The organism is Porphyromonas pasteri, from assembly GCF_014647755.1.
In the GTDB taxonomy this organism is placed as follows: Bacteria; Bacteroidota; Bacteroidia; order Bacteroidales; family Porphyromonadaceae; genus Porphyromonas; species Porphyromonas pasteri.
Map to the genome: position 1 here is coordinate 297,198 of NZ_BMPU01000002.1, position 18,242 is coordinate 315,439.

The following is an 18,242-nucleotide window of genomic DNA, read 5'->3' on the forward strand; positions in this document are numbered from 1 at the left end:
AAGGTGAATATACCTCCTTGGGGAGCGGGATTAGCGGGGCAAGCCGTACCTTTGTGACAAATAGAAATAGATCTACTCGTCGCACGATGCGCTCACGACTCCTTTACCTCCTCCGCTTCGCCCTTGTGGTGCTGCTGAGCTTCCTCGTCCTCAAGGGATGCTTCCTTCTGCTCGTCCCAGCCGAGGGGGCGCTGAGTATGGGGGATATCTTCGCTGTACTCTATCACGGGCTGAGCCTGGACTTCTCCGTACTGGGCTACCTACTCGTCATACCCCTCTTGACGACGGCGGTGAGCTGCTTCTTCTGCGCCTTCCCCGCGCGTCGTGCTCTCCGACCTTATCATATCCTCACGGCTGCACTCATCAGCATCGTGGGCATCACTGACCTGCGGCTCTATCCCTTCTGGGGCTTCAAGCTCGATGCCTCGATCTTCCTCTATCTGGATCAGCCAGGCGAAGCCTTCGCGAGTGTTAGCCTTCCCTTCATCCTCCTCTCGATCCTTCTGGTGCTCGTCATCGGCCTTGCCGTCGGCTTCGCCCTCGACCGCACGACGGAGAAGCGCTGGCCCGAGCTTCGCCGTGGCGGACTCTACGCCCTGCCCTTTGTCCTCCTCTTAGGCCCGACCTTCCTTATGATCCGTGGGGGTGTGAGTCAAGCTACCGCCAATGTCGGGCAGGTCTACTTCAGCGATCGCCAGTACCTCAATCACGCAGCCGTCAATCCGCTCTTCAGCCTCTTCTCTTCGCTGGGGAAGGCAGAGGACTACGGTGCCGAATACAATGCCTTCGATGAGAAGACGCTCGGCGAGCTGACCAAAGACCTCTTCCCCGCCGAGTCTCTTGAGGGTGATACGCTGCTGACGACCCGAAGACCGAATATCGTCCTCCTCATCCTCGAGAGCTACGGCGCACGCTATACGGGTGTCTTGGGCGAGAAGCCCGAGGTCAGCCCCCACTTTGATAGCCTGGCTCGCGAAGGTGTGCTCTTCTCGCGCTGCTATGCCAATAGCTACCGCACCGACCGTGGGCTCATCTCCATCCTCAGCGGCTACACGAGCTTCCCCACGCACTCGGTGATGAAGCTCCCTGTGAAGAGCCGTACCCTGCCCTCCATCGCGGAGAGTCTGCGTGATGCGGGCTATGCGACGAGCTTCCTCTACGGGGGCGATGCGAACTTCACCGGCATGAAGGGCTACCTCCTCGGCTCGGGCTACCAGCAGGTCACCGATGACCACACGCTCCCTCATAGCCTTCCGCGGACGAACTGGGGTGTGCCTGACGGCCCTGCCTTAGACGTCCTCTATGATGAGATTGTCCGTATGCCCTCGGATCGCCCGTGGTACAAGACGATGCTCACGCTCAGCAGTCACGAGCCGTTTGACGTGCCATACAAGCGCCTATCTTCACCCGTGTCGAATGCCTTTGCCTACCTTGATGAGTCGCTGGGGCGCTTCGTTGCTCGTCTCAAGGCGACCCCACAGTGGAAGGACCTCCTCATCATCTGTGTAGCGGACCACGGCTATTCGGAGCTCGGCTCGGACGACCGCAATAGTACGGCCGTGCACCACATCCCGCTGCTCTGGATCGGTGGTGCAGTGCGCTCGCCCCGTGTCGTCGATGCGCTGATGACGCAGTCCGACCTCTCGGCGACGCTCTTAGCGCAGCTTGGACTCAGCTACCGCTCGTTCACCTTCGCTCGCAATGTCCTTGCGCCGAACTATACCTATCCCTTCGCCTACTACACGTTCAATGATGGCTTCGGCTTCGTCGACAACACGGGCGTCACGGTGATGGACAATGTCAGCGGCCGTGGTATCGAGGTGACTCCCGCGCCCTCGAAGCGCCGCACAGCCCTCGGCCGTGCACTCCTCCAGCTGACGCACGACGACCTCGCCCGCAGGTAGTACTTCGCATTAGATATAAAGCAGCCCGCCCCCGTCCACTTATGTTGGACGGGGGCGGGCTGCGCTTTGTGGGGCTGGGCTTACTTCTTCTTGCGCTCGCGCCAGCTCTTGATGATGGGATAGAAGACCGTGACGCCCGAGAAGGCGAGCATGAGGATCGTCAAGCCATCGAGGCGCAGGCCAGAGGAGATGATCCAGATGACCAGCACCAACCAGAGGATGGTGATGACGACCATCTGCGTCGGGGTCAGGGGACGACGGTAGGCCATAGCGGTCGGCTCTTAGCGGCGAAGAAGCTCAGCAGCTTCGCGTGCGAAGTAGGTGAGGATGAGGTCGGCACCAGCGCGCTTGATCGAGAGCAGGCTCTCCATCATGATGCGCTCGCGGTCGATCCAGCCATTGAGACCAGCGGCCTGGATCATGGCATATTCGCCACTGACCTGATAGGCTGCCAAGGGCAGGTCGTAGCGGTCGCGTGCCCAGCGGATGACGTCGAGGTAGGGCAGGGCGGGCTTGACCATGACGATGTCAGCACCTTCGGTGATGTCGCCTTCGATCTCACGCATAGCTTCACGGATATTCGCAGGATCCATCTGGTAGCTGCGGCGGTCACCGAAGCTGGGGGCGGAGTCGGCAGCATCACGGAAGGGGCCGTAGAAGGCGGAGCTGAACTTCGCAGCGTACGACATGATGGGGAGCTGCTCGTAGCCAGCTTCGTCGAGGGCCTGACGCATAGCGGCGATACGGCCGTCCATCATATCGGAGGGAGCGACGATGTCGGCACCTGCTTCGGCGAAGGAGACCGCCTGACGGCAGAGATAGGGGAGCGTGGCATCATTGTCCACGGTATAGTGGTCATGGAGGATGCCACAGTGGCCGTGGTCGGTGTACTCGCACATACAGATATCTGCGATGACGATGAGGTCGGGCAGAGCGGCCTTGAGGGCGCGGATACCCTGCTGTACGATGCCGTTGTGTGAATAGGCTTCGCTACCGGTGTGGTCCTTGTGCTCGGGGATACCGAAGAGCATCACCGAGAGTACGCCCACACTGTAGAGGTCTTCGCACTCCTTGACGAGCTCATCGACCGAGAGGCGGTACTGCCCAGGCATGGTCTTGATCTCCTCGCGGATGCCACTGCCGTGGACGACGAAGAGGGGAGCGATGAAGTCAGCGGGCTCGAGAGCGGTCTCACGAACGAGCGCACGGAGGTTGGGAGTCATGCGTAGGCGACGCAGACGACTGATTGGATACATAGGGCTTATGGTTGATTAGGAATACTATCTGTGGTGTGTGCTGCCGTGCCGTCCACGAAGTAGGGGCTGAGGCGAATGCTATCCTCGCGGGAGAAAGGCCCCGCAGTGCGCAGGACTGCCCAGCTAAGACGCTTGCCGTGGCGCAGGATGAGCTTGCGTAGGGTGGCACTCTGCTCTCGTGAGAGGTAGGGATGCCAGGGGAGGGAGTCGGCACGGAGCTTGGGGAGGGCGAAGCGCTTCGGCGGTGTCTTGATGACGAACCATGGGCGCAGGGCGAGGAACTTATCCTCATCCATGCCATAGACCTCCTGCAGCTGCAAGACGGTGTAGTAGCCACCGAGGCGCTCACGTAGAGCGAGGATGCGATGGGCATAGGCGGGACCGATACCCGGGACACGCAGGAGCGTCAGCGAGTCGATGCGGTTGAGGTCAAGGCTGACGTAGTGGGCGAACTTCTCCCCACGCGCTGCAGCTCCTGCTGGCGGGCCTACATAGTGCGGGTCACGTATGAGGCTATCGCGGTGGGGCTGCTGCCCTTCGGGTGTGCTGCTCTTGAGCTTGCTCCCCGCTTCGGTCGCCTGCGTAGGCTGTGGGGCGGGCGAGCTGTGCGGGGCGAAGGCATAGAGTGCCAGCCCCGAGAGGGTGATGAGCGAGAGGATGAGTAAGAATAGGCGCTCACTGCGGCTCGTGGTGGTCTTCCTCTGACGCATCGCTGGGGTGGCTTAGCCGATGTGCTCCTCGGTGGGGGCTTCGGTGCGGGTGTGTATGGCCTCGATACGGCCGTCACGCAGCACGATCATACGGTCGGCTTGGGCGGCAAAGTCGGGGTCGTGGGTGACGATGACGAAGGTCTGTCCGAGTTCGTCGCGCAGATCGAAGAAGAGCTGGTGAAGGCTTTGCTTATTCGCCGTGTCAAGGCTCCCCGATGGTTCGTCGGCGAAGATGACCGCAGGCGAATTGATGAGGGCGCGGGCTACGGCGACACGCTGGCTCTCACCACCCGACAGCTCGGCAGGCTTGTGTGAGGCACGCTCCGCAAGGCCGAGACGCTCGAGGAGTCCAAAGGCACGCTCACGTACCTTCGAGCGGGACTCTCCAGCGATGAGGGCGGGGAGCATAACGTTCTCCAGTGCAGTGAACTCCGGTAGGAGCTGGTGCGCCTGGAAGATGAAGCCTATCTGGCGATTGCGGAGCTCGGCTTGACGGCGGGCGCTGAGGCGGGTGACTTCCTCCCCGCAGATCTTCAGCGAAGCACCTTCGGCTGGGGCTTCGAGTGTGCCGAGGATCTGGAGTAGGGTCGTCTTCCCTGCGCCGCTGGCTCCGACGATGGAGATGATCTCTCGGGGCGCGACGGTGAGGTCGATCCCCTTGAGGACCTCGAGTGAGCCGAAGCTCTTATGTATATGGGTAGCCTCGATGATCATAGGCTGGTAGGCTCAGTGGTGGGGTGATGCTGGATATGCTGGATGACGTAGGCCGCCAGATGACAGCCGAAGAGTGCGGGCATATAGGAGACGGTGCCAGCGGTAGAGCGCTTACACTGCTCGCCCTCGATCTCCTTGACGGCATCGGAGTCCGGTAGCTCCGTGGAGAAGACCACGGGGAGTCCCTTGTGGATGCCGAACTTACGCAGGCGCTTGCGCAGGGCACGTGCCAGCGTACAGTTGTAGCTCTTATTCAGGTCGGCCTGGTGGATCTGCGTCGGGTCGCTCTTGGCGCCTGCACCCATGGAGCTGATGATCGGCAGGCCGCGCTCTATGGACTTGGCGATGAGGTGCACCTTCGGGCTCAGCGAGTCGATGGCGTCGATGACGTAGTCGTAGCGGTGACGGTCGAGGAGCTCGATCATGTTCTCATCCTTGAGGAAGGCCTCGATGACCTCCAGCTGGATGTGGGGGTTGATGGCGCGAAGGCGTGCAGCCAGGACGCTGGCTTTCGCCTCGCCGATGGTCTCGGTGGTGGCTACGAGCTGGCGATTGATATTCGAAGGCTGCACGATGTCGGCGTCGACGATGGTCATACGACCGATGCCTGCGCGGGCGATGAGCTCGGCAGCGAAGCCACCGACACCGCCGAGACCGACGATGAGGACGTGGCACTGGGCGAGCTCGCTCACGCGCTCGTCACCGAAGAGGAGGCGGGTACGCTCGGTCCACGCCTCGGGAGGAGTCTGTTGCTGGGGCTGGTTCATTGAATGCCTCGGTCGTTGAGGGCTTGCTGGTAGCGCTTAGCATTCAGCATGTGCACGGCGAAGGAGGAGGCGAAGTTGTGGTAGCCTGAGAAGTCTTCCTTAGCACACATATAGAGGTAGTCGTGGCTCTCGGCCGCGAGGACGCTGTCGATGGTGCTCGTGCGGGGCTGTACGATAGGCGTCGGGGGTAGGCCTGTGACCTTGTAGGTATTGTAGGGAGAGTTCACCATGAGGTGCTCACCACGGATGCGCTTGAGGTCGAAGTTGCCGAGGGCGTACTTGACCGTGGGGTCAGACTGCAGGCGCATCTCCTTGCGTAGGCGGTTGAGATAGAGCCCAGCGATACGGCGGTACTCATCGCGCTTGCCTGATTCGCTCTCGACGATGGAGGCGAGCGTCGTCACCTCGAGGGGATTCAGCCCGAGGCGCTCTGCCTCTTCGGTACGCTTACCCTTCCAGAAGAGCTGGTAGTGGGCATGGAGGCTGTCGAGGACTTCGCGCCCTGAGGCTGCCCAGCGTAGGGTGTGGGGCTCGCGGATGACCTCGGAGTAGAAGGCGCCGGGCTTCGTGCCATATTGCGCCATGAGGGCGGAGTCAGCGAGGAGCGTGCGGAGCGTGTCGGCCTTCACCCAGAGGTGCTGGGCGAGGAAGTCCACGAGCTCGGAGTCCTTGCGTACGGAGGGAGGCGTGAGCTTCAGTGGGCTGTCCTTCCCTTCCTTGAGGAGGGTGATAAGCTCCTGCATCGTCGTGGAGCGGAGGACTGCATAGCGACCTGGGCGCAGCGCATCGCCCGTCTCGCTAAGCCCCTGCACTGCCGCAAGGCGGTCAAAGACACGGGGGAAGCGCAGCCAGAGCTTCTTCTGCATCTGCTCACGTAGCTCGGCATAGTTGCTCCCTGGGGCTACGAGAAGGTAGGTCGTGTCGGTGGCGGGGCGACCAGCAGGTGTGGTATAGAGATAGCCACCAGCGAGGGCTGCTGCGGCTACGATGATGAGGATCAGGATGACGAAGACGCGCGTGCCTCGGCCACGACTGCGGTGGGGCGAGGAGAAGGAGCGTCGGCCATTGAGCCGCTGGTAGTGGGCTACTGAATGCTTACTCATACGGAGAGGGATGTCGGATTAGCGGAAGATATCGGCGGGCTCAGCGAGGCGCTTCAGCTCGCTACCGCGGATAGCATAGAAGGAGGGCAGGCTCTGGGTATTGTAGTCCTGAGCTGCGGTATGGTTGAGGTCTTGGACGCAGATCCAGGGCAGAGCGCGTGAAGCATTCTTCCACAGATAGGCGTCTTGGTCTTCGGAGACTTCGAAGATGATGAGGTCGGGATGGGCGGACTGCAGGGCGCGCAGCTCGGCGACGAGGGCGGGAGACCAGTCGCCAGCGTAGGCGGTGAAGCAGACGAGGACGGGGTGACCCTTAGCGACCTCAGCCGTGAGGGAGCGCATCTGTCCCTTCTGATCACGCAGGCGGATCTCGGGGAAGGCGACGACCTCCACGGGCGCAGCCGTCATCGTCGTGTCGGGATGGGCCTCACGCTGACGAGCACGTGCCATAGCGATGGAGCGCAGAGCCGCCTGCTTCAGGAGCGGCGTGTAGGGGGCATTGGGGTGGAAGGCATCGTAGGCCGTGGCGACAGCGGCGAAGGCGCGGTCATCGCCAGGATGGTCGATGGAGAAGTACGTCCCGCCGAGGTAGCTCTGGAAGAGGGCGTAGTAGGCGGCAGCGCCCTTGGGGTCGCTGAAGATATACTTGCTCGTGAGGGTGTTCTTCAGCTGCGTGGAGAGTGAGTCGATACGTGCCAGAGCGATGCCACGGTCGAGGGTGCCATTATTGAGCTGTGTGAGGATCACCTCGATAGCCTTGTCGGTGGCGGTGCGCAACTGACCGATCTCACGGATCTGCTTATTGGCCTCGTCGCCCGACTCGATCTTGTAGGTCGAGAAGAGGTCCTTGCCCGAAGCCGAGAGGGTGAGGTGCGTGACGGAGTCGGCTGCGAAGGGGATGAAGCTCTCCCCGAGACGCAGGCGGTAGAAGGCGGGATAGCTATGTGCCTCGTGACGGAAGCGGAAGCGACCCTTCTCGTCGAGAGTCACGGAGTCGATGAGCTGAGGTTCGTCGGTGTCGGTCGTTTCGAGGTAGAGCGTCTTGCCTGCGGCATCGGTGATGGTGCCTTCGGCGGTGAACTCATTGCCTCCGCTGCGGGAGCAGGAGCCGAGAGCGAGGGAGCCGAGGAGGAGAAGGAGGGAGAGGCGGAGCTTCGTCTTATTCATTGTCTGCCGTGTGAGGTATGTGATAGATGGGGCTATTAGAGTGTGGGGGCGTCCCAGTGCTCGCCGGTGGCGAGGAGCATCTCCTCAGCGCGGGCGACCTCGGCGAAGAGCTCTTCGCGTGTGGCAGCCTTGAGCATGGCGATGCGTACGGGGCGGAAGTTATCGATACCCTTGAAGATAGGGCTGGCGGCTATATGGCGGCGGCTGTGGAGGATGCCACGGCGCTCGTCGAGCTTGCGGATGTTGTTGTCGACGAGCTGACGGAGTACGTCGACGTAGAAGGCCTTCGGGTGGCGGGGAGCAGGCTCGCCCGTCTGGAGGTAGTGCTTCATCTCCTCGAAGATCCAGGGCTGGCCGATGGTAGCACGTCCGACCATCACGGCATCGACGCCGTAGGTGCCGAAGGCACGCTTCACCTCTTCGCCCGTGGTGATGTCACCATTGCCGATGATAGGGATGTGCATACGCGGGTTCTCCTTCACCTTGCCGATGAGCGTCCAGTCGGCAGAGCCGGTGTACATCTGGGCGCGGGTACGGCCGTGGATGGTGAGGGCTTGGATGCCCACGTCCTGGAGGGCTTCGGCCAGCTCAACGATGATCTTACTATCGTTGTCCCAGCCGAGGCGGGTCTTTACGGTGACGGGGATCTTCACGGCCTTGACGATCTCGCTGACGATGCGGAGCATGACGTCGGGACAGCGGAGCATACCGCTACCAGCGCCCTTGCCAGCGACACGCTTGACGGGGCACCCGAAGTTCAGGTCCAGCACCTCGGGGCCGGCGGTCTCGGCGATACGGGCAGCTTCGACCATAGGCTCGACCTCGCGGCCGTAGATCTGGATGGCTACGGGGCGCTCTTCGGTGCTGATCTCGAGCTTGCGCGTCGTGCCAGCGACCTGACGGATGAGGGCGTCAGCACTGAGGAACTCGGTGTAGACCATATCTGCACCGAAGCGGCGACAGAGGAGACGGAAGGCGGCATCCGTCACATCCTCCATAGGGGCCAGTAGTAGGGGGCGCTCCCCGAGATCGACCGTACCTATTTTCATTCGCTTATATGGGCTATGTATTGGGAGGCCGTCGTGAGGGCCTCGTGGATATTGGGGCAGATGTAGGTGTCACCGATGAGGTCGGCGATACCTGTGGCACGCAGGGTCTCATGGACGCTGGGGCGCACGCCCGAGAGGACGAGCTGGATGCCCTCAGCCTGTGAGGTCTCGATGAGAATGCGGAGGTTGCGCACGGCCGTCGAGTCCATGAAGGGCACCTGACGCATACGCAGGATGCGCACCTTCGGGCGCGCCTTGGTGGCGAGGACGATCTCCTCGAAGCGGTTGGCGATACCGAAGAAGAAGGGTCCTTCGATCTCGTAGACCTCGACACCCTTCGGCAGGTCGAGGGCTTCCTCACGACCTGCGAGCTGGCCGTCATCCTCGGAGCTGTGTACGTGGAGCTTGTCGCGGGAGACGACGATGCGCGTGGACTCGATGATACGGCGCATGAAGAGGAGCATGGAGAGTAGGAGCCCCAGCTCGATAGCTATGGTGAGGTCGAAGAGTACCGTGAGGAAGAAGGTGACGGCAAGCACGGCGATATCGCTCTTCGGGCCACGCAGCGAAGCGCGTACCGAGCGCCATCCGCTCATATTATACGAGATGACGACGAGCACACCCGAGAGGCAGGCCATAGGGATGTAGGCCATCAAGGGCATGAGGAAGAGGAAGATGAGCAGAAGGACCAGAGCGTGGGTGATGCCTGCGATGGGCGTGCGGGCGCCGTTGTTGATGTTGGTCATCGTGCGGGCGATAGCTCCTGTGACGGGGATCCCACCGAAGAAGGGCACGATGATGTTCGCTACGCCCTGGGCCATCAGCTCGGTATTCGAGCGGTGGCGCTCACCGATGACCCCGTCAGCGACGCTGGCAGAGAGGAGGGACTCGATAGCGCCAAGGAGGGCGATGGTGAAGGCGGGGCCGATGAGGTGCTGCATAGTCGCCCAGCTCAGCTCGGGCACGACGAGGTCGGGGATCTTCGAGGAGATCGTGTAGCGGTCGCCGATGGTGTCGAGGCCCGTGACGCCAGCATACTCCTTGAGGAGGTAGCAGACGATGGTCATCACGATGATGGCGACGAGGGAGCCAGGGACGACCTTCGTGACGCGTGGGGTGAGCTGGATGAGGAGGATGCTCCCCAGACCGATGGCGAGCGTAGGCAGGTGGACGGAGCCGAGTGAGGAGAGGAGGACGCCCCACTTCGGTACAAACTCCTTCGGTAGACCCGTCAGCCCGAGGCCGAGGAGGTCATTGACCTGCGTGGTGAAGATGGTCACAGCGATACCAGCCGTGAAGCCTAAGATAATCGGATAGGGGATGAACTTGATGAGCGATCCGAGCTTCAGCGCGCCCATCAGCAGGAGGAGGATACCCGCCATCAGCGTGGCGATGAGTAGTCCGCCCTGACCGTATTCGCCGATGATGCCGAGGACGATGATGATGAAGGCCCCCGTAGGCCCCCCGATCTGCACGGAGCTACCCCCGAGAGCCGAGACGATGAGCCCCCCGAGGACGGCGGTGATAAGCCCCACTTCGGGCGATACCCCGCTGGCGATAGCGAATGCGATGGCCATAGGTAGGGCGACGATCCCCACGATGAGCCCCGCTAAGAGGTCACGCGTGAGGCCCTGCCGCGTGTAGCCCTTGAGGCTATCGATGAGCATGGGGCGGAAGTTCAAGCGCTGCATGTCGAGTAAAAAGTAGGTTTTCTTCCTATACGATTAAATAGCTGTTAGGTTACAAAGATAAGGAAAAGCCCCCGTGCCTCTGGGGGCGCTGACCTCGTGGGCAGGGCTTGCGCATCGAAATCCTCCCGTGCCGTTGGCGTCTATACGCTGCATTGTATGCACGTGTACTTCTCCTGCTCATCGCGACCTCTGCATATCCTATTACTCGCCCAGTGAGGATAGAGCCAAAGACAAGACAGGAGAAGGCGATTGCCTTCTCCTGCTATTTTGATTGAGGTAGTCCCCGTGTCAAGGTGGGCTTCCGTATGCTTTACCCGAGGCTGTATAAGGAGCTTCCCCTACTTCTTCACGCGTCGTAGCGTGCAGACCTCAGCGTCATACGGGACCGATAGATAATCAGGTATGATCACAGGACGATCGATTCCGACCAAGTGACTTCGGCGTACTACTATCGTATCGTGTGCAGCATTCAAGCAGAGAAGCACATTGGCAAGTTCCTGATAAGGCTTGTCAGCTTTACCATAGAAGAAAGGCATTCTGTAAACATTTAATTGTAGAGAGCTCTTCTCTCTGTCCCAGACAAACCCCCAGCCTTGAATAAAGGAGGTCCCAGGAAGGAAGGAGTCCGTCGGGGTGATACACGCTTTACCATTCTTTGTGATTGATAGCTCTAAGCCAAGAGCATCGTACCAGTAGGAATCGTAATAGTTTGCCTTTTTCTGCACGATGATACGGGCACGCCACTGGTGGTCGCCAAAGCCCGTACCTTCCCATTCACCTGCGAACTTATCGAGGTCATGGTGTCGGTCCTCAAAGTAGTAGCCTTCAGGGTTGCCACGGTTGTTATCCGACACGCGCGTGAAGTCGCGCAAGGCTGCGACCTTCGTCTGAGCAGAGACCCTCGCTCCAGAGAGGAGCAGTATGAGGGATAAGAGCCTAATTAGCTTGGTCATAGTAAAAAGGGGCGGGTTTATTCGGTGAGTAGTTCGGGTGACGAGTTGGTGTATCAAACAGGGGGAGTTCCCCTACTTCTTCACGCGCCGTAGCGTACAGACCTCAGCCAGATAGCCCCCAGAGGGGATATAATCTGGGATGTTCGCACTGTACTCTATCTCGATAGTATATCCCCGCCGTATCACGATCGTGTCATGGGTAGCATTGATATAGAGAAGCACTTCGACTGTCCCTCGGTAAGGCTCATCAGATACACCATAAGCGAAGAGGACTTTATAAATGTTAGGATCTACAGCCTGCTGCTGCTTCACCCATCGAAGCCCAAATCCTTGTATAAAAGAGGTCCCAGGGATTAAATCCCTGGTCGGCGTGATAGCGTCCTTGCCATCCTTCTTGATTGATAGCTCTAAGCCGAGGGCATCAGACCAATAGAAATTGTGGCAGTTCGCTTTCTTTTGCACCGCGATACGGGTACGCCACTGATAGCCACCAAAGCCAGTACCCTCCCACTCACCTACGAACTTGTCGAGGTCGTGGTGTTGGTCCTCAAAGTAGTAGCCTCGAGAATTGTAGTAATTGTTTACTGCCACTTGGTGGTAGTCGCGCAAGGCTGCGACCTGCGTCTGAGCATATCCTTCATTAGAGGGGAGAAAGAGTGCGAAGAATAGTAAGACCGATAGCGCTCTTACGGCCGAGGGGATCGGATGGGTGAGCATCTTGAATTGGCGTCCGACTTGTCGGGTAGCTTTGATCGTGTATTCTCTGAGAGTAAAGAGAGCCATAGAGTAGCTGTAAGTGTTAGATGACTCAAAGGTAATAAGTTTTCCCTTGGATTTTAGGGGAGAAAAAGGGGTGACGAGTAGCGGGATAATTTCATCCGAGTGCGGGGAAGAGTCGCGGACGAGTAGTAGAAAAGCTTTGTCCACGTGTGTGGCTCTAAAATCTACGTACGTGGATCATAGAGATTACGTGCCGAGTCCTTAGGACTACGTACGTGGACAGAGAAAATGCCGTAGAGGAAGGGGCTTTTTCTTCGTGAAGGAGGAGGCTTTTCCTCCCGCTGGATGAGAAAAATCCCCGCGATAGGCGAGGGGCTCGGACTATGGCGGGGAAGAGGGATGCTGTGCTGGGGCGGGCAGGTGTGTCGTGGCTTAGCTCGGTGTCGCGCCTTCGCCTGCCTGGAGCTTCTTGCGGTACTCGGTGGGTGTGAGGCCCGTCTGCTGCTTGACGAACTTGCCGAAGAAGGCAAGGCTCGAGAAGCCCTGCTGGAAGGCAATCTCCTTAGCTGTCTTGCTTGAGTAGCGTAGCTCCTGCGTGATGGCGCGCATCATGTACTGATGGATGAAGTGGATGGGTGTCTCTCCCGTTTGCTCCTTGATGATGCGTGAGAGGTACTTCGGCGTGAGGTTCATCAGGGTAGCGACCTCCGAGACGGAGCGTATGTGCCCGCGTCGCATGCCCAGCAGGTCGAAGAAGAGGCGCATCTGCTGGTTGGCACGGGTCAGGTCTTGCGGGGTCGCTTGGCGGATCTCTTCGCTGACCTCACGGATGAAGGAGTAGAGGAGCGCCTGGATATGGATGTGCAGGAGTTCGTCACGGAAGAGGGGATTGGGCGAGTGACAAAGCTTGTAGATCTGCTGGTGGTAGATCTTGGTCACGCTCAGCGCTTCCTCGCTGAGGGTGTGGATGGGAGACTGGCGTACATAGTCCGCGATGCTCCATACCATGGTATTCAGCGCCTCGGTCGCCGCGATGAGCTCCCATGAGAGTCCCATAAGGACCAGATCGGCATCGCTCGAGGCGAGGCATTCCTCGATGAGAGAGCCCTCTTGGTAGCTGAAGCTCTGCCCCTGCTTCAGGCGATACTGCAGGCCGTCGACCGTGATCAGTGCTGCCCCTTGGCGGCAGTAGATCGCCATGCCGAAGCGCATGCGTGCGCCTATCATACGCTCGGGGAGCGTGTGCAGGCTATTGGCAAAGAGGAACTTGTCATGGCAGTAGTCTATGCCAGGATCTCCCTTGAAGTCATTGGTCGTCCACTCGTGCGGCTGCATCTTGTCTCGGTAATGTGTCGGGGCTGTATTTGTGGGTGTAAAGGTAGGGGATATATGTGATATCTCGCTGTTGTCTAAATGTCGCATGGAGCGGGTAAAGCTCATCCTTTCTTCACATCGAGGGGGAGGGTGGGGGAGAAAAAGCGACTATTTGCCCCCTCCGTGCAAAGGCGTATCGCTCCTTCCCCGCGCGAGTGCGCACGCATACAGCTTGCATATATGGGCGAAAATGACGAAAATTGTAGTCTAAAAGCAGGCTATGCGAGGTAGGGTGAAGAGGTCCTTTGCCCTACCTCCCATTGCACCCCATAGCAAGACAAATAAGATGATAGAAGAGAAGTTCCAGGCCGTCGTCCTGGGCGCTGGCGAAAGTGGTGTCGGCGCAGCCCTATTATACCAGAGTCGTGGTATATCCGTCATGGTCTCGGACTACGGGCATATCGCCCCGAAGTACAAGCAGGAGCTCGAAGCCAATGGTATCCCCTACGAAGAGGGTAGCCATACTACAGAGCTCATCCTGCGTGCCGAGGAGATCGTCAAGAGCCCTGGTATCCCCGAGAAGGCGCCTATCATGGTAGCTATCCGTGAGCGTGGCATCCCCGTCATCTCCGAGATCGAGCTGGCAGGTCGCTACCTCAAGGGTAAGGTCATCGGTATCACGGGGAGCAATGGGAAGACCACGACGACGATGTGGCTGCACCACATCCTCACCGAGGCAGGTATGAAGCCCGCACTGGCTGGGAACGTCGGCTTCAGCCTCGCCCGTCAGGTGATCCCCGACGAGCAGCCCGACTACTTCGTCGTCGAGCTGAGTAGCTTCCAGCTGGATGATATGTACAAGTTCCGCGTGCATATCGCCCTCCTGATGAACATCACGCCCGACCACCTCGACCGCTATCACTACAACTTCGAGGAGTACGCTATGGCGAAGATGCGCATCCTGCAGAACCAGACCGCAGAGGATGCCTTCATCTATTGGGGTGAAGATGAGTTCGTCTCCCGCTACGTCATGAGCCACCAGCCCATGCCGATGCAGACGCTCTCCTTCCTGACCTATCCGCAGGTAGGCTCTGCAGCTGACAAGTCGGACGACAATATGATGCGCCTGCACTTCGACGGGAAGAGCTTTGAGTTCCCCATCGATCAGCTCGCACTCCAGGGGCCGCACAACCTGCAGAATGCTATGGCCGCCTCGATCGCAGCCCTGCGTCTCGGCGTCTCGCATGATGTCCTGAGACGTGCGCTCAGCGACTTCGTGAACGTGCCCCACCGCCTCGAGAAGGTCGGGGTACTCGATGGCGTGCGCTATATCAACGACTCCAAGGCCACCAACGTCAGCTCCACCTACTATGCTCTGCGGACGATGACCACGCCCTACGTGCTCATCCTCGGTGGCGAAGACAAGGGGAATGACTACATGGATATCACCGAGCTCATCACCTCTGGGGCGCGTGGGCTCGTCTTCCTCACGACCGACGTGCTGAAGCTGTACAAGAGCTTCCACGGCAAGGTGCCTCAGATCGCCTCGGCTCTCTCCATGGAGGAGGCTATCGCCCACGCTCGTGAGATGGCTCAGCCAGGCGACACCGTCCTGCTCTCTCCCGCCTGTGCGAGCTTCGACCTCTTCACCAGCTACATCCATCGAGGCGACCGCTTCCGCGAAGTGGTACAGGGCCTGATCCAAGCTGAGGAGAAGCATGCCTAACGATCAGACGACCTCCCTCCAGCCGAAGGACTCGTGGCTGCGCCGCATCTTCGCGGGCAACGGCCTCATGTGGGCACTCTACTTCGTGCTCGTCTTGGTCTCGCTCTACACCGTATCGAGCGCGCTGAGCTCGGAGATCTATAAGAGCCTCTCCGTCGGGCGACTGAATCCCATCCTCAAGCATGCGCTCATGCTCGCTATCGGTATCTGCTCGGCTATCTTGCTGAGCCGATGCTCGGGGCGCTTCTATCGCTATACCCTGCCACCGCTCTCGGCGCTCCTCATGGTGGGTCTCTTCTTTGCGCAGCTCCTCTTAGGGCAGAGCACCAATGGGGCAGAGCGCTGGATCGACTTGGGCTTCATCACCATCCAGCCTGCCGAATTCCTGCGTGTCTATATCGTCATCTGGGGCGCTTATGTCGCAGGTAAGGATGTCGTGGAAGACCCGAGGAAGGAGCCTCGCTACTGGGCATACTGGGGATGGATCTTCATCCTCTCGATTATGGTGCTCTTGAGCAACCTGTCGACCTTCCTCATCATCTTCTCTTTCCTCTACCTCTACTCGTGGGTACTCAAGGCGCCTAAGCGCTTCATGTACCGCATCACGGCTATCGGTGCCATAGCGGTGGTCTTGGGTGGTGCCTACCTCTACTTAGCGCCCGAGAGCATGCTGCCTGGTCGTGCCGTCACGTGGCACAACCGTCTGCATGGCGCCGTCAAGGAGCGCGAAGACCGCTTCGCTATCACCGACGAGAACCGTCAGGAGCAGATGGGTCGCATGGCTATCGCCAACTCCAAGCTCGTCGGTCGTGGCCCAGGGAATAGCAAGCTGCGTGACTCCCTCTCGCAGGCCTACTCTGACTACCTCTACGCCATCATCATCGAGGAGTACGGCCTCCTCGGTCTGCTCTTCATCCCATCGCTCTATCTGGTGTGGATGCTCATCGGCTATCGTGAGGCGCGCAAGCAGACGAACGTCTTCCGCAGCAACCTCATCAAGGGCTTTGGCATCCTCTATCCGCTGCAGGCGCTGGTGAATATGATCGTCGCCTCGGGGATCATCACCACTGGGCAGACGCTCCCGCTCATCAGCTATGGGGGGTCGTCGATCCTCGCGACCAGCATCGCCTTCGGCATCATGATCGGCGCCTCGCGCGTCGATAAGCCCAAGCGTGAGCCCCATACGGAGGAGGCAGAGTTCACTGAGGTCACCGCGACCGAGGAGGTCGTGGAAGAGCCTCTCCCCGATACCGACACACAAGACTACGTATAGAAATATGATCCAGCGAGCTATCATCAGCGGCGGTGGTACAGGGGGGCATATCTTCCCTGCCGTATCCATCGCCGAAGCCCTTCGCCGGCGCTACCCCGAGATCGATATCCTCTTCATCGGTGCCGAAGGGCGCATGGAGATGGAGCGTGTGCCCCAGGCGGGCTTCCCCATCCGCGGACTGAAGATCCGCGGCCTTGACCGCAAGCGCCTCTGGCGCAATGTGGGAGTCGTGCGAGACTTCCTGCGTGCGCTCATCACGGCACGCGATATCATCCGTGACTTCCGCCCCGAGATCGTCATCGGCGTCGGGGGCTATGCCAGCGCACCTACGCTGAAGGCTGCACAGAGCCTCGGCATCCCCACGCTCATCCAGGAGCAGAACTCTTATGCTGGCGTGACGAATAAGTTCCTCGCTCGCCGTGCCGACCGCATCTGCGTAGCGTACCCCGAGATGGAGCGCTTCTTCCCAAAGGATAAGATCGTGCTGACGGGGAATCCCCTGCGTCCTGCTATCGAGTATATGCAGGACGGGCTGCGCGAAGAGGCGCTGCGTCACTTCGGCTTGCCAGCAGATACGAAGCGCGTCGTCGTCGTCATCGGCGGGAGTCTCGGCGCTCTGAGTATCAACGAGAGTATCGGTTCGCGCCTCGAGGAGTGGGCTCAGTCGGGTGTCGCCCTCATCTGGCAGACGGGTAAGGGCTTTGAAGCTAAGGCGCAGGAGCTCCTGAAGGCGTATGATTTCCCCGTCTACTCGTCGGCCTTCATCCAGCGTATGGATCTGGCTTATGCTGTGGCAGACGTCGTGGTGTCGCGTGCTGGTGCCAGCTCAATCTCCGAGCTGTGCTTCCTCGGCAAGCCTACCATCCTCGTCCCTTCGCCCAATGTAGCCGAAGACCATCAGACGAAGAACGCGCTGGCGCTCTCGACGCGCTCGGCCGCGCTCCTCATCCCCGACGACAAGGCACGCGAAGAGCTGACGCCCCGCGCCATCGCCCTCGTGCAGGACGCTGCGCAGTGCGCTTCGCTCTCCGAAGAGATCCGCAAGCTCGCCCTCCCCGAGGCTGCTGACCGCATCGTCGACGAGGCTGAGCGCCTCGTGGCCTTCGCCCCCAAGCGATAGACATCGTACTATAATAGCATATAAAAGAGCAGCGGCTGCGACCTCCGAGAGGTCGCAGCCGCTGCTGTATTTGTGAGCCTTACAGCTCGGGGACTTCAATTAGAGCTTGAAGGTAACACCGAGGTTCAGGTTGTAGAAGCCGTAGCCGAGTTCAGCGAAGCCACCGATCTTCTCTGTGAAGAAGTAGCGACCACCGAGGAAGAGAGTCCAGTTGATGCCGCTGGTAGCAACAGATGCACCTGCATAGTCTGAGTTAGAGGATGCCGATGCGATATCGTAAGAGACCATCAGACCTGCGTAGGTGTCGAGCTTAGGAGCAAACTGATAGTGGAAAGCACCACGACCACCGAGGGCGATGTAAGAAAACGTGCTCTTATAGGTGCCATAGGTATGGCTGCTTGCAGTATAACCTGCGAAGCCCCCTACAGAGATCGAACCGTTGTTGCCGTTGATGAGGTTGTCAGCGACACCGTAGTCAAGGCTTACAGAGAGGGGAGGAATAGTGATGCCTGAGTAGTAAGAGCCGAGGCCGATACCAGCGTTGATAGCCGTGGTACCCTTGTGGAATACTTCCTGTGCGTTAGCGAGGCTGACACTACCGATGAGAGCGAGTGCAGCAAGGAATACTTTCTTGAACATTAGGTTATAGGGATAAGTGAATTGTGAAATCGCGAGAGGAACTCTGGTGAATCCAAAGGCTCTGCGACGCAAAGATAGTAGTAAACCTTTAGAGAGCCAACTACACTCGATTAGGGCTGAGTGCGTTGCGTATCTC

Annotated in this window: 17 protein-coding genes; 4 read left to right on the top strand and 13 right to left on the bottom strand. The window is 59.5% G+C overall.

Annotation, left to right across the window (positions count from 1 at the left end; genetic code table 11):
• Positions 1 to 86 precede the first annotated feature (86 nt).
• The gene (locus IEX77_RS04775) at positions 87 to 1,904 is read left to right on the top strand and encodes an LTA synthase family protein (protein WP_188807943.1); all 1,818 of its coding nucleotides are present in this window, start codon (positions 87 to 89) and stop codon (positions 1,902 to 1,904) included.
• Between the two features lie 80 nt (positions 1,905 to 1,984).
• Here IEX77_RS04775 and IEX77_RS04780 read toward each other — a convergent pair whose 3' ends face one another.
• The 12 genes from IEX77_RS04780 to IEX77_RS04835 form a co-directional block, all read right to left on the bottom strand.
• On the bottom strand, positions 1,985 to 2,173 hold the full coding sequence (locus IEX77_RS04780; protein ID WP_188807944.1) for a hypothetical protein: 189 nt from the start codon (positions 2,171 to 2,173) through the stop codon (positions 1,985 to 1,987).
• Positions 2,174 to 2,185: 12 nt separating this feature from the next.
• Complete coding sequence (gene hemB, locus IEX77_RS04785; protein ID WP_188807945.1) at positions 2,186 to 3,160, bottom strand: porphobilinogen synthase; 975 nt, start codon at positions 3,158 to 3,160, stop codon at positions 2,186 to 2,188.
• A gap of 5 nt (positions 3,161 to 3,165) precedes the next feature.
• Entirely contained in the window at positions 3,166 to 3,870 is a 705-nt protein-coding gene (locus IEX77_RS04790; protein ID WP_188807946.1) for a ComEA family DNA-binding protein, read from the bottom strand.
• Between the two features lie 12 nt (positions 3,871 to 3,882).
• Positions 3,883 to 4,584 carry an ABC transporter ATP-binding protein gene (locus tag IEX77_RS04795; RefSeq protein ID WP_188807947.1) on the bottom strand — a complete coding sequence of 234 codons (702 nt, stop codon included), beginning with the start codon at positions 4,582 to 4,584 and terminating at the stop codon, positions 3,883 to 3,885.
• A complete protein-coding gene (locus IEX77_RS04800) occupies positions 4,581 to 5,351 on the bottom strand; it encodes a tRNA threonylcarbamoyladenosine dehydratase (protein ID WP_188807948.1) in 771 nt (256 codons plus the stop codon). Before IEX77_RS04800 ends, IEX77_RS04795 begins: the two co-directional genes overlap by 4 nt.
• On the bottom strand, positions 5,348 to 6,454 hold the full coding sequence (mltG, locus tag IEX77_RS04805; protein ID WP_188807949.1) for an endolytic transglycosylase MltG: 1,107 nt from the start codon (positions 6,452 to 6,454) through the stop codon (positions 5,348 to 5,350). Before mltG ends, IEX77_RS04800 begins: the two co-directional genes overlap by 4 nt.
• An 18-nt stretch (positions 6,455 to 6,472) precedes the next feature.
• Positions 6,473 to 7,621 carry a DUF4369 domain-containing protein gene (locus IEX77_RS04810; RefSeq protein ID WP_188807950.1) on the bottom strand — a complete coding sequence of 383 codons (1,149 nt, stop codon included), beginning with the start codon at positions 7,619 to 7,621 and terminating at the stop codon, positions 6,473 to 6,475.
• 35 nt (positions 7,622 to 7,656) lie between these two features.
• Positions 7,657 to 8,670 (bottom strand): tRNA dihydrouridine synthase DusB, encoded by a 1,014-nt coding sequence (gene dusB / locus IEX77_RS04815; protein WP_188807951.1) that lies wholly within the window; start codon positions 8,668 to 8,670, stop codon positions 7,657 to 7,659.
• On the bottom strand, positions 8,667 to 10,361 hold the full coding sequence (locus IEX77_RS04820; protein WP_188807952.1) for a SulP family inorganic anion transporter: 1,695 nt from the start codon (positions 10,359 to 10,361) through the stop codon (positions 8,667 to 8,669). The genes dusB and IEX77_RS04820 overlap by 4 nt, the downstream gene beginning before the upstream one ends.
• A gap of 338 nt (positions 10,362 to 10,699) precedes the next feature.
• Positions 10,700 to 11,314, bottom strand: coding sequence for a hypothetical protein (locus IEX77_RS04825; RefSeq protein ID WP_188807953.1), 615 nt, complete (start codon positions 11,312 to 11,314; stop codon positions 10,700 to 10,702).
• Positions 11,315 to 11,386: 72 nt separating this feature from the next.
• Positions 11,387 to 12,097 (bottom strand): hypothetical protein, encoded by a 711-nt coding sequence (locus IEX77_RS04830; RefSeq protein WP_188807954.1) that lies wholly within the window; start codon positions 12,095 to 12,097, stop codon positions 11,387 to 11,389.
• Between the two features lie 369 nt (positions 12,098 to 12,466).
• Positions 12,467 to 13,369: a helix-turn-helix domain-containing protein gene (locus tag IEX77_RS04835; RefSeq protein ID WP_188807955.1), complete on the bottom strand. Its 903-nt coding sequence runs from the start codon at positions 13,367 to 13,369 to the stop codon at positions 12,467 to 12,469.
• A 325-nt stretch (positions 13,370 to 13,694) separates the two neighbouring features.
• Between IEX77_RS04835 and murD the strand changes: the two genes are divergently transcribed.
• Genes murD through murG form a run of 3 tightly spaced genes read left to right on the top strand, consistent with a single transcriptional unit; the run spans position 13,695 to position 17,467 of the window.
• Positions 13,695 to 15,074 carry a UDP-N-acetylmuramoyl-L-alanine--D-glutamate ligase gene (gene murD / locus IEX77_RS04840; protein WP_044114872.1) on the top strand — a complete coding sequence of 460 codons (1,380 nt, stop codon included), beginning with the start codon at positions 13,695 to 13,697 and terminating at the stop codon, positions 15,072 to 15,074.
• Positions 15,067 to 16,347 carry an FtsW/RodA/SpoVE family cell cycle protein gene (locus IEX77_RS04845; RefSeq protein ID WP_188807956.1) on the top strand — a complete coding sequence of 427 codons (1,281 nt, stop codon included), beginning with the start codon at positions 15,067 to 15,069 and terminating at the stop codon, positions 16,345 to 16,347. Before murD ends, IEX77_RS04845 begins: the two co-directional genes overlap by 8 nt.
• Before the next feature lie 4 nt (positions 16,348 to 16,351).
• Complete coding sequence (gene murG / locus IEX77_RS04850; protein ID WP_188807957.1) at positions 16,352 to 17,467, top strand: undecaprenyldiphospho-muramoylpentapeptide beta-N-acetylglucosaminyltransferase; 1,116 nt, start codon at positions 16,352 to 16,354, stop codon at positions 17,465 to 17,467.
• 99 nt (positions 17,468 to 17,566) lie between these two features.
• On the opposite strand, the gene IEX77_RS04855 is transcribed toward murG, so the two are convergent.
• Positions 17,567 to 18,106 carry a hypothetical protein gene (locus IEX77_RS04855; protein ID WP_188807958.1) on the bottom strand — a complete coding sequence of 180 codons (540 nt, stop codon included), beginning with the start codon at positions 18,104 to 18,106 and terminating at the stop codon, positions 17,567 to 17,569.
• Positions 18,107 to 18,242 lie beyond the last annotated feature (136 nt).

What these genes read in the sequence shown, in the direction of transcription:
- hemB (WP_188807945.1), bottom strand. Translation starts at nt 3,160, where the DNA reads ATGTATCCAATCAGTCGTCTGCGTCGCCTACGCATGACTCCCAACCTC.
- IEX77_RS04780 (WP_188807944.1), bottom strand. Translation starts at nt 2,173, where the DNA reads ATGGCCTACCGTCGTCCCCTGACCCCGACGCAGATGGTCGTCATCACC.
- IEX77_RS04825 (WP_188807953.1), bottom strand. Translation starts at nt 11,314, where the DNA reads ATGACCAAGCTAATTAGGCTCTTATCCCTCATACTGCTCCTCTCTGGA.
- IEX77_RS04835 (WP_188807955.1), bottom strand. Translation starts at nt 13,369, where the DNA reads ATGCAGCCGCACGAGTGGACGACCAATGACTTCAAGGGAGATCCTGGC.
- IEX77_RS04795 (WP_188807947.1), bottom strand. Translation starts at nt 4,584, where the DNA reads ATGATCATCGAGGCTACCCATATACATAAGAGCTTCGGCTCACTCGAG.
- murG (WP_188807957.1), top strand. Translation starts at nt 16,352, where the DNA reads ATGATCCAGCGAGCTATCATCAGCGGCGGTGGTACAGGGGGGCATATC.
- IEX77_RS04800 (WP_188807948.1), bottom strand. Translation starts at nt 5,351, where the DNA reads ATGAACCAGCCCCAGCAACAGACTCCTCCCGAGGCGTGGACCGAGCGT.
- IEX77_RS04790 (WP_188807946.1), bottom strand. Translation starts at nt 3,870, where the DNA reads ATGCGTCAGAGGAAGACCACCACGAGCCGCAGTGAGCGCCTATTCTTA.
- mltG (WP_188807949.1), bottom strand. Translation starts at nt 6,454, where the DNA reads ATGAGTAAGCATTCAGTAGCCCACTACCAGCGGCTCAATGGCCGACGC.
- IEX77_RS04810 (WP_188807950.1), bottom strand. Translation starts at nt 7,621, where the DNA reads ATGAATAAGACGAAGCTCCGCCTCTCCCTCCTTCTCCTCCTCGGCTCC.
- IEX77_RS04855 (WP_188807958.1), bottom strand. Translation starts at nt 18,106, where the DNA reads ATGTTCAAGAAAGTATTCCTTGCTGCACTCGCTCTCATCGGTAGTGTC.
- IEX77_RS04845 (WP_188807956.1), top strand. Translation starts at nt 15,067, where the DNA reads ATGCCTAACGATCAGACGACCTCCCTCCAGCCGAAGGACTCGTGGCTG.
- murD (WP_044114872.1), top strand. Translation starts at nt 13,695, where the DNA reads ATGATAGAAGAGAAGTTCCAGGCCGTCGTCCTGGGCGCTGGCGAAAGT.
- dusB (WP_188807951.1), bottom strand. Translation starts at nt 8,670, where the DNA reads ATGAAAATAGGTACGGTCGATCTCGGGGAGCGCCCCCTACTACTGGCC.
- IEX77_RS04820 (WP_188807952.1), bottom strand. Translation starts at nt 10,361, where the DNA reads ATGCAGCGCTTGAACTTCCGCCCCATGCTCATCGATAGCCTCAAGGGC.
- IEX77_RS04775 (WP_188807943.1), top strand. Translation starts at nt 87, where the DNA reads ATGCGCTCACGACTCCTTTACCTCCTCCGCTTCGCCCTTGTGGTGCTG.
- IEX77_RS04830 (WP_188807954.1), bottom strand. Translation starts at nt 12,097, where the DNA reads ATGGCTCTCTTTACTCTCAGAGAATACACGATCAAAGCTACCCGACAA.